The 12826-nt window shown below is 65.3% G+C and carries 11 protein-coding genes and 1 pseudogene; 5 read left to right on the forward strand and 7 right to left on the reverse strand.

The window, feature by feature from the left end; genetic code table 11:
* Nucleotide 1 precedes the first annotated feature (1 nt).
* Entirely contained in the window at nucleotides 2-937 is a 936-nt protein-coding gene (locus WS91_RS06660; protein WP_038744127.1) for an alpha/beta fold hydrolase, read from the forward strand.
* Here WS91_RS06660 and WS91_RS06665 read toward each other — a convergent pair.
* The 3 genes from WS91_RS06665 to WS91_RS06675 form a co-directional block, all read right to left on the reverse strand.
* Nucleotides 895-1452 carry a putative glycolipid-binding domain-containing protein gene (locus WS91_RS06665; RefSeq protein ID WP_038744125.1) on the reverse strand — a complete coding sequence of 186 codons (558 nt, stop codon included), beginning with the start codon at nucleotides 1450-1452 and terminating at the stop codon, nucleotides 895-897. The genes WS91_RS06660 and WS91_RS06665 overlap by 43 nt on opposite strands.
* Before the next feature lie 265 nt (nucleotides 1453-1717).
* The gene (locus tag WS91_RS06670; protein WP_059646713.1) at nucleotides 1718-2572 is read right to left on the reverse strand and encodes an arylamine N-acetyltransferase family protein; all 855 of its coding nucleotides are present in this window, start codon (nucleotides 2570-2572) and stop codon (nucleotides 1718-1720) included.
* A 116-nt stretch (nucleotides 2573-2688) separates the two neighbouring features.
* Nucleotides 2689-3402 (reverse strand): hypothetical protein, encoded by a 714-nt coding sequence (locus WS91_RS06675; protein ID WP_038744120.1) that lies wholly within the window; start codon nucleotides 3400-3402, stop codon nucleotides 2689-2691.
* A 481-nt stretch (nucleotides 3403-3883) separates the two neighbouring features.
* On the opposite strand from WS91_RS06675, the gene WS91_RS06680 reads away from it, so the two are divergent.
* Nucleotides 3884-4108, forward strand: coding sequence for a hypothetical protein (locus WS91_RS06680; protein ID WP_038744118.1), 225 nt, complete (start codon nucleotides 3884-3886; stop codon nucleotides 4106-4108).
* A 197-nt stretch (nucleotides 4109-4305) separates the two neighbouring features.
* Here WS91_RS06680 and WS91_RS06685 read toward each other — a convergent pair whose 3' ends face one another.
* Entirely contained in the window at nucleotides 4306-5607 is a 1302-nt protein-coding gene (locus WS91_RS06685) for a cystathionine gamma-synthase family protein (protein WP_059669969.1), read from the reverse strand.
* Between WS91_RS06685 and WS91_RS37880 the strand changes: the two are divergent.
* Together WS91_RS37880 and WS91_RS06690 are read left to right on the forward strand one after the other, a co-directional pair.
* A pseudogene (locus WS91_RS37880) lies at nucleotides 5587-5783 on the forward strand (hypothetical protein). The gene WS91_RS06685 and the pseudogene WS91_RS37880 overlap by 21 nt on opposite strands.
* 16 nt (nucleotides 5784-5799) lie before the next feature.
* Nucleotides 5800-6279, forward strand: a complete 480-nt coding sequence (locus tag WS91_RS06690) for an Lrp/AsnC family transcriptional regulator (RefSeq protein WP_038744207.1) — start codon at nucleotides 5800-5802, stop codon at nucleotides 6277-6279.
* A gap of 210 nt (nucleotides 6280-6489) precedes the next feature.
* Here WS91_RS06690 and WS91_RS06695 read toward each other — a convergent pair whose 3' ends face one another.
* Nucleotides 6490-7974 carry an amidase gene (locus WS91_RS06695; RefSeq protein ID WP_038744115.1) on the reverse strand — a complete coding sequence of 495 codons (1485 nt, stop codon included), beginning with the start codon at nucleotides 7972-7974 and terminating at the stop codon, nucleotides 6490-6492.
* 500 nt (nucleotides 7975-8474) lie between these two features.
* Between WS91_RS06695 and WS91_RS06700 the strand changes: the two genes are divergently transcribed.
* Nucleotides 8475-8909 (forward strand): universal stress protein, encoded by a 435-nt coding sequence (locus WS91_RS06700; protein ID WP_038744113.1) that lies wholly within the window; start codon nucleotides 8475-8477, stop codon nucleotides 8907-8909.
* Nucleotides 8910-9107: 198 nt separating this feature from the next.
* Here the strand turns inward: WS91_RS06700 and WS91_RS06705 are convergent, their stop codons facing one another.
* Both WS91_RS06705 and WS91_RS06710 read right to left on the reverse strand, forming a co-directional pair.
* A complete protein-coding gene (locus WS91_RS06705) occupies nucleotides 9108-9938 on the reverse strand; it encodes an OmpA family protein (RefSeq protein WP_059669970.1) in 831 nt (276 codons plus the stop codon).
* A gap of 67 nt (nucleotides 9939-10005) precedes the next feature.
* Nucleotides 10006-12471: a YadA family autotransporter adhesin gene (locus WS91_RS06710; protein ID WP_059669971.1), complete on the reverse strand. Its 2466-nt coding sequence runs from the start codon at nucleotides 12469-12471 to the stop codon at nucleotides 10006-10008.
* Between the last annotated feature and the right edge of the window lie 355 nt (nucleotides 12472-12826).

Raw genomic sequence — 12826 nt, forward strand, 5'->3', positions numbered from 1 at the left:
GATGGCGTCCGTTCGCGACACGCTGACGGTCCGCTCGGGCGACGTGCGCCTTGCCGTCTACCTGAGCGGGCCGCGCAACGCTCCGCCCGTGATTCTCGTGCACGGTTATCCGGATTCGGCGCGCGTGTGGGAACGCGTGCGCGAGCATCTCGACAAGCGCTTTCGCGTGATCGCGTACGACGTGCGCGGCGCGGGCGCATCGGATGCGCCGAAGCGCCGCGCCGACTACAAGCTGAGCCTGCTCGCGCAGGATCTGCTCGCCGTCGCCGACGTGACGTGCGGCGATCGCCCGTTTCACCTCGTCGGCCACGACTGGGGATCGATTCAATGCTGGGAAGCGGCGACCGATCCCGCGATCAACGGCCGGCTCGCGTCGTACACGTCGATCTCGGGGCCGTGCCTCGACCACGTGTTTCGCGCGCCGCTCAATCTGAAGCAGACGCTGAAGTCGTGGTACATCGCGTTCTTTCATCTGCCGCTCGTGCCCGAGCTCGTGTGGCGGCTGGGCGGCGCGAAGCTGTGGCCGCTGTGGCTGCGCAAGACCGAGCGCATCGCCGTCGACGCCGATCCGGATCAACTGCGCAACGGCCTGAACGGCCTCAAGCTCTACCGCGCGAATTTCATCGAGCGCGCCCGTCGGCCGCGCGAGCGCTACGCGCAGGCGCCGGTGCAGATCATCGTGCCGCGTTACGACCGGTATGTGACGCCCGCCCTCACCCGCCATCTCGATCGCTGGCTCGGCGCGCATCGCCGCGACGAAATCGCCGCATCGCACTGGACGGTGATTCGCGACGCGGCGCTGATCGCCGCGCGAATCGGCCGGTTCGCGACCGCGCACGAGCCGAAGCGGCATGCGGCCGCCGCCGCGAAATCCGGCGGCCAGCAGCGGGCGAATCAGCGCGCGTCGGCCGGCAAGCGCCTGAAAAGCGCTTCGTAGTCGAGCACGAGCCCGTCGCGATCGATTTCCAGTTGCGCGGTGAAGCCGCTCGCGACGCTTTCGTAGCGATAGACACGATCCGGCTCGATGCATCGGTACGCCTGTCGCATGCGGCCGACCGTCAGATCGGGGATCGAAATATAGACGACATCGATCGGCCGCCGCTCGTCGCGCGCGAGCCTCAGACGGCGGATCGGCAGCGTGTTCGTATACGGCGTCGCGGCGATGTCGACGTCGATGCTCCCGTCAAGCATCGCGAGCGGCTCGTCCGCCCCGTTGCGCCAGCGGCCCTCCCCGTCGCCGCGCAGCTCGAGCGCGCCGCCGCCCATCACCGTCACGATCACGTGTTTCGCCCGCCAGCCCTCGTCGCAGACGACGCGATAGGCGACACCATACGCACGCCCTTCGTCGCGCCCGACGACCACGCTCTCCGCGATGCTGCCGAATGCGTGTCGCTCGAACGCCAGATGCTCGATCCCGTCGTGCTCGAGCGACGCCCAACGCACTTCGCGCATCGGATTTCTCCTCGATTGTCTCTGTTTTGCCTCTAACCTTCGATCGCTTGCGCCGATGCGCGCGGGCGAACATGGATACGTTCGTCGTCGCGCGAGTGCCGTGCGTCGCTTTGCGTCGGCGGCCTCATGCGCTTCGTGACGCCAAACGGCGCAGCGGCCTTCATCGGCATTCGCAGCACACGCGAGCCCATTCACTGAGTCGGTCCGCGCCTTCGGCAAATAGCATCGCGCCCCAACTTACCTGCGTCCGGCCGGCAACGCCGATTCAAGTCGTCTCGTCGCTCTCGCGCTCGTCGGCGGCGCGCGCGACCGCCCGCGCGTAGAGCGCCGCCACATCGAATCCGCTCAGGTCGAGGCCGAAGCGCTCGCGCACGCACGCCGCCCATGCGTCGACATCCGGCAGCCGGGTCGTTTGCGCCGCGCCGTCCGTCGTCCGCAGCGTCACCGCATCGTTGAAAAGCAGCGCGCGCGCATCGGGCAGGATTCGGCACACGACGAGGTCGTGCGTGAAGAACGAATCGGGATGACGCGACGTGTACCAGTTCGCGACCTCGTAATCGACCCACTCGACCGGCTTCAGCGAAAAGCGATACAGCGGCTGCCAGCCGGCCGGCGTCTCGCACTCGATTTCGAGCTCGCCCGCGACAGGCGCGTCGACGACGCGAAACGTCCCGTGCGGCGTGGATTGCGCGACGTTCGGATCGAAGCGCAGCGGCGCCGTCAGCGTCGTCGAGCCGAAGCCGACATCGGCGAACCACGTCGCGCCGTCCAGATCGACGCGCAGCAGCATGTGCGTCTGCGGCGTCGACACGTCGGGCGGACGCTGCCAGCGCACGCGCGCGATCAGCGGCGTCACGCGAAAGCCGAGCTGCACGAGCACCGTGTAGAAGAGCTTGTTCTGCTCGAAGCAGTACCCGCCGCGACGCCGCTCGATCAGCTTGTCGACGACCGATTCGAGGTCGAGCGCGACGCGCGCGCCCGTGTACGGATTGAGGTTCTCGAACGGAATCGACTGCGGATGCAGCAGTTGCAGCTCGCGAAGGACGTCGAGCGTCGGCTGCGCAGGTCCGCGATAACCGATGCGGGCGAAATAACGGGAAAGATCGACTGCGTCGCGCATGTAGGCAATCCGAGGATGACGAATCGCGTCACCATAGCATTACGCGGATAACCCCATCCGACGCGGGGAAAAGCGCGCGCCGGCCGTCGCGGCGGCGCGCGCATCGACAACACGCGTTACGGCAGCAGCTTGAGCGCCGCGGATGCGACGGACGGCACAGAAATGCCGTGGCTCGCCGCGAACTGCACGGCCGCGCCGAGCGTGCCGCCGATCGCCTGCAACTGGTTCGGCGCATTCTGCGCGATGTACGACGCGGCTTGCAGGTTGTTCGGGTCCAGCCCGGCCTGCAGCAGCGACGCCGGGTTCGACGCGCCGAGATTCCCGAGCCCGGATTGAAGCTGCGAATACTGGGTGACGCCTTCGCCGAGCGACGTGAGGCCGCGGGTGAACGCCGCCTTGTCGACGCCCGCGCCCGGCGCGGCGCCGTTCGCGCCGCCCGATGCGAACGCTTGCGTCAGCGCCTGCGCGACCGACTGCTGCGCGCCGCCGACCTGCGACAGCGCGCCTGGCGTCAGCGCGTTCGCGCCGCCGTTGGTCAACAGGCCCGCAGCGTGCTGCGCCTGCCCGGCCGCGCCCGAGAGCCCCATCGCCGACGCGAGACTCGCTTGGCCGGCAAGCACCTGCTGATTTGCGCCGACGTACGACTGCAGCAGCTGCGACATGCCGGATGCGCCGGACGTGCTCGCCTGCTGCGTCGCACCGCCGCCGCCGAGCAGCGATGCGCCGAGGCTTTGCAGATCGACCTGTGCGAACGCAGCGCCGCTCGCGAACGCGCCGCTTGCGCAGCAGACGAGCGCCGCGCGCTTCGCGAAGCGATTGATTGATTTCATCGAATCTCCCTGTGAATCCTGCCAGCAGAATTGTCGAGGCGAGCATGCGGCGAATGCAATCACGGATACATATCGAAACGTATTGACGGGCCATGTTGCGGGGACATGCATGCGGCGGCGCCGCCGGATCTGTTGCACGGCACACGCGCGGCGAATCGACGTTCGCCGGCTCGCGCAGTTGAACCGCGATTGAACGGATGTGGCGTGATCGATGACCTGCGGTCCGCGGTCGGCGGTCGGCGGTCGGCGGCCGAAACCGATGCCGTGCTTGCGGTGACGGCAACTGTTCCATGCGCACGGCATCGCGCGCTCCCGCAGCAAAATTCAACATCTGATTTCTTTCGAATGCCTTATTGAATTCGACACCGCCCCATTTTAAAAAATCGATTAATCGAGCACTCAAAAAAAACATCGGCCGACGAATTGACCAATCGCCAAAAATTACCTAGGTTAACCACATCGATTACTTGAAAACTTCATTATGGATACCTCAACAATCGACGCGGAAATCATCGCTGCAAAGCTCGTCAGAGAGATATCGCCACACCCGCCTCAATGGATCGTCGATCTGTACGCAGCGACGCTCGTGCCGAAGATCGGCTTCGCCAAAACGGGAGAGGAAATCAAGCGAGTGCAAAAAGACTTCATCGAATCGAGAAACGCGATCATCGCGGCACTGTCGACGTACCAGTCCCATTCCAATTGACTGGAATGGAAACCGGAGCCGATCGATAAAAATCGATCGACTCCGATCAATGGCGCGCCGCCATCCGTCGAAGCCAAATTCCGGCATTCTTCGGATATCGCGCGACGTTATCGACGAACGCAAACGAGCCCGGCGCGTCGATCGCTCAGGATCACTGACGACGCCGATTCATCCCCCACACACTCGCCGCAGGCGCGTCAGCCGCCCGCCGCGAGGCCGGACCGGCGAAACGCGTTGTCGAGATCGGCGATCAGATCCTCTTCGTGCTCGAGCCCGATCGACACGCGAATCAACCCTTCCGACACACCCGCTGCCTTGCGCGCCACCTCCGGAACGCCCGAATGCGTTGTCGACGCCGGATGGCAGATCAGCGACTCGGTGCCGCCGAGACTCACCGCCGACTTGAACAGATGCAGCGCGTTGATGAACCGGAACGCTTCGGCGCGGCCGCCGTTCAGCACGAAGGCGAACGTCGAGCCGGCGCCCTCGCATTGCCGCTTGTACACAACCTGATAAGCATCGTCGACGATCAGCTCCGGATGATAGACGTCGACCTTCTGATACGGATTCGTCGCGAGCCACTTCGCAACCGCCGACGCCGTGCGCGCCGCCTGCTTCATCCGCAGCACGACCGTTTCCATCGAACGGATCAGCATCCACGACGAGTGAGGATCGAGTTGCGAGCCGAACGCGCTGCGCACCGCTCGAACCTTCGCGACGAGATCCCGGCGTCCCGTCACGCCGCCCGCGACGAGATCGCTATGGCCGCCGACGTACTTCGTCAGCGAATACACCGACATGTCGACGCCGTGCTCGCTCGGCTTCTGGAAGATCGGCCCGAGCAACGTGTTGTCGCACACCGAAATCGGGCGATAGCCGTGACGCGCTTCGAACGCGTCGAGCTCGCGACGCATGCCGTCGAGATCGATCAGCGCGTTGGTCGGGTTCGCCGGCGTCTCGACGTAGCAAAGCCGCACGGGGCCCTGCTGCGCGGCGGCCTCGAGCGCCGCGCCGATCGACTGCGGCGACAGGCCGTCCTGGATCGGGTGCGCAGCGACGCCCCATTCGCGAAAGTACTTCGCGATCAGCGTTTCCGTGCCGCCGTACAGCGGCACCGACTGAACCAGTTGATCGCCCGGGCGCAGGAACGCGAGAAAAATCGAGCTGATCGCCGACATCCCGCTCGACGTGACGACGGCCGCCTCGGAGCCGTCGAGCAGCGCGAGGCGATCCTCGACGATCTCTAGGTTCGGGTGATTGAAGCGGCTGTAGACGAGGCCCGCCGCCTCGCCCTGCGGCAGCGGCTTGCGGCCGGACACGACGTCGAAGAAATCGGCGCCGTCCTCCGCCGAGCGGAACGCGAACGTCGACGTCAGAAACACCGGCGGCTTCACCGCACCTTCGGACAAAAACGGGTCGAATCCGTACGACATCATCTGCGTTTCCGGATGCAACGGACGACCGTCGATGTCCTTCTTGTGATAGCTCGAATACGTCATGCGGTGGCTCCTTTTTACGATGAATGCGAAGCGGGTTGCCGGCAGGCGGCAGGCCGCGCGCGGCGCCGATCGCCAATCGAATTAGTGTAAAAAAGCTAGCAGGAAATATGCTTTCCATTTCATTCCCGCTCACCCCTATAATCAAAAGAATCTTTCTTCTTTCATTTTCCTCATAAAAAAATGGCGATCGGCATGAAGCTGGACGAGACAGATCTGAAGATCCTGAAGATCCTGCAGGAGAACGGACGCCTCAGCAACGCGGAGCTGGCCGATCGCGTCGCGCTGTCGGCGGCGCCGTGCTGGAAGCGCTTGCGTCGGCTCGAAGCCGACGGCTTCATCTCGGGCTATCAGGCGATCCTCGATCGGCGCGCACTCGGCTACGAGATCGTCGCGTTCGTCAACATTTCGCTCGACAGCCACACCGAAAAAACCTGCCGCGCGTTCGAGGCGGGCGTGATGGCGATGCCGGAAGTCGTCGCGTGCCACAACACGACCGGCCAGCACGACTATCTCGTGCAGATCGTGGCGAAGAATTTCGATACGTTCTCGAGTTTCGTGTTGAATCGGCTCCGGTCGTTGCCGGGCGTCAAGGAACTGCTCAGCACCATTTCGATGCGCGAATTGAAATCGACGAGCCGGCTGCCGGCGAACGAATTGAGGATGACGAAGTGAATCGGTTTAATTGGCGCGGCCTAACCGCCCCAAACAATTCAGCATGACAAAATAACTTCGGGTATCGTTCCGCGCCCGTCACCAACAGCCGTCAGTCGGGACAGTCATCACCCGGCTGCGGCCAGAATAGATCTCGCCACTTGCGCTGAGCGACTCTGCGTGCCGCCCGTCGACCGCATCGGGCGAGCGGCTGCGCCGCATTCTTTTGATTCAAGCGCCGGATAACACGGGCCGGCGCGCATTCACCCAATCACGCTCCTTTTCGTATGCGCGCGCGAGCTGAAGCACCGCGAAATCGCCGCGGGGCCGGCCGATCAGTTGCATGCCCATCGGCAATCCCGCCGCGTTGAATCCGACCGGCACGCTGATCGCCGGGCAGCCTGCGAGGGTCCACGGCACGACCGTCTCCATCCAGCGGTGATAGGTATCCATCGAGCGGCCGGCGATCGTCCGCGGCCAGCGCAGATCCACGTCGAACGGAAAGACCTGCGCGGTCGGCGCGGCGATGTAGTCATACCGTTCGAAGAACGTCATCAGCGCCTGATACCATGCGCTGCGCGCGGCGCTCGCGTCGTATACGTCGGACGCGCCAAGCTCGAACAGGCCTTCCACTTCGTAGATCGCCTCCTGCTTCAGCAGCGCCCGCCGCGACGGCTCGCGGTAATGCGTCAGCAGATTCCCGCCCGACAGCAGATGCCTGTGCACGAGCCACGTCTGCCAGATCCGCTGCGGCGAGAACGACGGCAGCGCCGCGTCGACGTCGCAGCCGATCGCGCGCAGCGCGTCGAAGCTCGCCTCGCACAGTTCGAGCACGCCCGGCTCCGTTGCGAGATAGCCGTTCCAGTCGCCGACCCATGCGATCCGCTTGCCGCGCAAGTCGGCATCGAGCGCTTGCGCGAAGCGCCGCGGCTCCTCGGCGAGCGACAGCGGATCGCGCCGATCGTAACCCGCCTGGATCGCAAGCAGCTGCGCGACGTCGACGACCGTGCGCCCCATCGGCCCTTCCGTGCCGAGCTGCTGGATGAATACGTCGACGCTCGGCCAGCGCGGCACGCGCCCTTGCGACGGGCGAAAGCCGTACACGTTGCAGAACGCGGCCGGATTGCGCAGCGAGCCGCCGAAGTCGCTGCCGTCGGCGACGGGCAGCATCCGCGCGGCGAGCGCGGCCGCCGCGCCGCCGCTGCTGCCGCCCGCGCTCTTCGACAGATCGTACGGATTGCGCGTCGCACCATAAACCTCGTTGAACGTGTGCGAGCCCAGCCCGAACTCCGGCGTGTTCGTCTTGCCGATGAACACGGCGCCCGCCGCGCGCATCCGCTCGACGACGATCGCGTCGGCCGACGGCTTCATCGCGCGGAAGATCGGCGAGCCGAGCGTCGTCACGATGTCCTTCGTCATCGCGAGATCTTTCGGCGCCTGCGGCATGCCGTGCAACCAGCCCGCGTATTCGCCGCGCGCAAGCGCCGCATCTTTTTGCGCGGCCTCGGCAAGCAGCACGTCGGGCTCGCGCAGCGCGACGATCGCATTGACGTCGCCGTTCACGCGCTCGATGTGGGCGAGATACGCGCGCATCGTCTCGACGCACGAAACGTCCTTGCGCCGGATCGCTGCGGCAAGCGCATGAGCGGGCATTTCGACGAGCGGATCGAACGGCGCGGGAGATGCGGCGGGAGACGGGGGAATGCCTGCTGACATGCGGAACTCCGTGCGGGTCGATGGGGCGATCGGCGGCAACGCGGGCGACCATGCTCGGCGGCGTCGCGTCGAACGATTGCAGACGATTATATAAACGCATGGGATCGCACTGCGCTACGGCCGTGAACCGCGCATAGCCCGCTGCACCGCAACATCCCCTGAGACGTCCGACAGACGATTCGGATTACGATCCAATCGACGCATCGAACCCGCAGCGCCTTGCGGCGGCGCACAAGCGCGTTGCCCATGGTCACGCGCTAACGTTGCCGCACTCACCGCGCAACGGCGCGCCTCGATGCGCGCCGGGCGCAGAAGATCCGAATCCGTCACCGGCTGAACCCGCCCCTTTATGCGCATAAACTTATTTTTCTTATATTTTTTATTAAGCGAATGCGCACCGGGCGTTTACGACATTTTTACGCCGTCCCCAAAATTCTTTAGGCCATGCCGACGAGGACAGGACTAGCCTATCGTCATCGCATCACCGAACAGGTTTTCTCATGCTCAAACTCCTGGTTCCCGTCGGTCACTCGCAGCGTTCGCTGCAGGCCGTACGGCACGCCGCGTTTCTGTATCACGAGCGATGTGCGTCCGAAGTCGTGCTGGTCAACGTGCAGCCCCCTCTCGAATCCACCCGCCTCGAAGCCTTCCACTCGCTCGCGAAGCTCCGCCAGATCGAGCATGATTTCTCCGAGGGCGAACTCGCCCAAGCCATCGGCATCCTCAAGGACGCCAACGTCAAATATTCGGTTGCGATGAAAGTCGGCCCGATCGCCGACACGATCGCCGCGTGCGCAACGGAAAACGGCTGTGACGAAATCGTCGTCGTCGCCCCGCGCCGCGATCCGCTCCACGCGATCACCCACTTCTTCCACCAAAGCATCCTCGACCGCCTCGTGCGCATCGCGAGCGTGCCCGTCACCGCCGTGCGCTGAGTCGCGCGCCGGGTCGAGGCGATGCTTGCGATAATTCGCGCTTGATCCGCCTTCAGCGACTGCCGGACGTCGCGCCTGCGCACGGCCGAACCACCGCACCATCGAACCACCGCACCATCGCATAGACGCGCAAACGCGGCATGCGCCGGCGCCGTCATGGCCGCCGATGCATGCCGACGCAAGCGATTCGCCGCGAAACTAGCGCAGCTCTCCGGCGACGTCGATCCTCACGCGCCGATCCGGCGCGAGACAGGCGATCGCCTCGGCCGAACGTCCGGCAGGACAGCCGGCGCTCACCGGATCGGCCTTGCCGAAACCTTGCGCGACGATCAGATCGCCCGGCAGCCCGCGCGTCGTCAGGTACGAGCGAATCGTTTCGGCCCGCGCATGCGACAACTGGCGGTTGTATTCGTCCGTGCCGAGCCGATCGGTATAGCCCGTGACCCGTACCGAACGGATGTGCTGGTATTGCTGCTGCAGCGTGGTCGCGATCCGGTCCAGTTCCGCGCGCCCGCTCGGCAGCAGATCGCGCAGCGCCGATTTGTCGAACGGAAACAGCAGGTGGTAATCGAGCGTGAATTGCTTCACTTCATCGCTCGGCGCCGTCTGCGCCACCGGCGGCGGCTTCGGGCCGTCGGCCAGCGCCTTGCATGCCGGGTCCTTCCAGTACGTCGCTTTCACGCGATAGTGATCGTCATACTGGATCTGGTACTGACAGGTCACGACGTCCCCCGGCCCTTGACCCGTGCGGAAATTGAACACGTAGTTCCACACGTGCACGCCGACGATGCCTTCGCTGAAATGCGGCTCGCCGATCAGCGCATAAACCTGGTTCTTGTCGAGGCCGGGCCCGATCTGCCGCAGATTCTCGGCGTTCACGAACGTACCTTCCTTCAGCCACGCGCTGTTGCGCGCCGGGAACCCGACCGAGCCGTCCGGCGCGGTGGTCGGCGCCATTCCGCATCCCGCCAGCAGCGCCCCGCAAAACCCGGCAGCCGCCACATATTTCGATATCCTGTTCATTTTCATATTGGATTCCTTATCGTTTGGACAGCCGGCGCGAAACCGGCCGTCATGCGCGACTCACCTCACCCCATCACCACTGATAGCCTGCCCCGAGCACCGCGCCCGTGCCGCCGCGCGTGCTGGTCGTGAGCGACCCCTTGTACAACCACTTGCCGTTCTCGGAAATCGTCGACACGCCGAGCGCGAAACCTTGCTGGCCCTGCCACGTCGAGCCCGCGACCGCCACCATGCTCTTGCCCGGCGCGGTCGGCTGCGGCAATCCGGCCACGGCCATCGCCGCCGCCACGCCGCCGTTCATCTCGCGCCGCAGGTGGTCGACCTTCTGATCCGTGTACTGATTGGCCTGCCCCACTGCATTGCCGATGCCGCTGTTCAACTGGTTCACGTTCACCGCATCGGTGCCGTTGACGCCCGGCGCGAGATTCGAGATCGTCCGCTCGTTGCCGGCCGAGCCGACCGACACCGTGTTCGGCGCAGTCGCGACCGAATGCGCGCCGAGCGCGACCGAGTTGTTGCCGGAAGCCGTCGCGCCGTCGCCGATCGCCACGCTGTTCGCGCCGGATGCGACGCTGCTGCTGCCCGCGGCTGTCGAGCCGACACCGCTCGCCACCGGCGGCGTATAGGTCGACGGATTGCCGGTGATCCACTGGCCCGACACGGTCTGCCCGGTGTTATTGCCGTTGTTCCCGTTGTTGCCCGAGTTCGACCCGTTCGTGATGTTCTGGATCGTTTGATTGAGCTGCGCAATCGCGCCTTGCAGCTGCCCGACGTTCACCGCGTCCGTCGCCTGCGTGCCTGCCGCGACGTTGGTGATCTGCCGCAGCGAACCTTCGAGGCCGACCGACACCGCGCCGAACGCCGTCGTGAAGCTGCTGCCCGTGATCGGATCGGTGTACGTGCCGGCCGCGCGATTCGCGACCGAACCCGCGCCGAGCGCGACGCCGCCCGCCGTGTTGACGGTCGCGTTCGCGCCGAGCGCGAGCGAGCGTCCGCCCGTGGCCTGTGCGCCGCTGCCGAACGCGACGTCGCCCGCAATCGCGGGATTGCCGCTCACGCCCGCCGTCGCGTTGTTGCCCTCGGCGATCGAGTCCTGGCCGTACGCGACGGCAGCAGGCCCGATCGCGACGCTGTCCGTGCCCGCCGCCGTCGAATCCGGCGCGGTCGAATTCGCGTGGAAATACTTGATCCCGCCGCCGTTCACCGCGTTGTCGATGGTGCTCGCGACCGCATACAGCTGGCTGCCGTTGACGGCGTCCGTCGACGTCGCCGTGATGCGTCCCGCCGCGACGTTCGTGATCTGGCGCTCGGCGCCGGGCGCGCCGACGCTCACGACGCTCGTCGGATTCGCGCCGGCGAAACCGGATAGCGTCAGCTGGCCGCCGGACGTCGTCGTGATCGTCGCGCTGCTGGTCGGGTTGGCCGCCGCCACCGTCGTGCCGTTGCCGAGCGCGACGGAGCCGTCGAGCCCCGAGCCGATCGTCACGTTGTTGCCGAGCACGAACGCGTTGTTCGAGTTGATCGTGTTGTTGTTGCCGAACGAGTACGAGCCCGTGCCCGTGACCGTCGACGGATCGCCGAACGCGCCGGCGTTCGCCCCCGACACGACGTTGCCCGTGCCGATGCTGATCGACTGGCTGCCCGTCGCCTGCGCGCCGGAACCGATCGCGATCGCATTGACGCCGCTCGCGCTAGCAAAGCCGGACAGTGCGGTCGCGTTGTTGACGCCGGTCGCGCCGCCGATCGCGACCGCGCCTTGAGCCGTCGCTTGCGCGCCGCCGCCGACCGCGACCGCGCCGGCGCCCGACGCCTTCGAATACGAGCCGAGCGCGTTCGCGTAATAGGCGGTCGACGCGGCGCCCTCGCCGAGCGCCACCGCGCCGCTCGCCGTCGCAGTGGTGTAGCCGCCGAACGCATTCGGCGCGGCGACGTGCAGCGGATCGCTGTTGTCGCCCTGCGCGAGCGCGCCCGCGCCGATCGCGATGGTGCCGATGTCTTCGCGGCCCGGAATCGATTGCCCCGTGTCCTTCAGCGCCTGCGCGTTCGCGCCGATCGCGAGGCTGAAGTCCGGCAGCGCCCGTGCGCTGGCGCCGATCGCGGTGCCGCCGTCGCCGGCCGCTTCCGAATAGACGCCGATCGCGGTGCCGATGCGCCCCGTCGCCGTCGCGTGATCGCCGTAGGCCGAGCTGCCTTCGCCGTTCGCGTGCGCGTAATTGCCGACCGCCGTGCCGTACAGCAGCGCGCCCGGGCTGAAGGCCGGGTTGTAGAACGCCCACGGGCCCGTATTGCTGCCGGGGCCGGCGTAGGCGTTATAGCCCGCCGCATAGCTGACCTGCGCGGCGGCGTCAGCGGCCATCCAACCCATCGCCGCGCTCACCGACAGCGACATCAGCCCGAGCTTCGCCCACGACAGACGCGACGCCCGCGAGGCCGCGGCACTTGCGCCGATGCGAGGCGCCGCCGTGACGACGCGCGTCGTCGATCCCTTGCTTCCATTCGACCCGGCAAATTCAGAAACCGCAATCAACTGGCCTCGCACCCGACTCCAGACAACATTGTAGATTTTGTTCACTCAATATCCCCTGTGAATTTAATTCGCACGGGTCGTCAGCAGGGTTGAATTCCGAGCGCGCGGTTCGCACGACGTTGCCGCCGAATACGAAATCACGCATTGCGATTAAAATGTAAAAACCATATATATGATTTCCCGCATATCAATCGCGAACCCCGATCACGCCTCGCAGGCAGGGATATTAATAACTTTCCACCCGACCAAACTTCAAATAATCAAAAACAGTAATCCATCGAACACTAGCGAAAGAATGTGAGAAATGTAATCCACCTAACATTTCCATAAATCCCACGTCGTCAAATTTATATTCACTAATAAATGT

Source organism: Burkholderia sp. MSMB1498 (genome assembly GCF_001526245.1).
GTDB lineage: Bacteria > Pseudomonadota > Gammaproteobacteria > Burkholderiales > Burkholderiaceae > Burkholderia > Burkholderia savannae.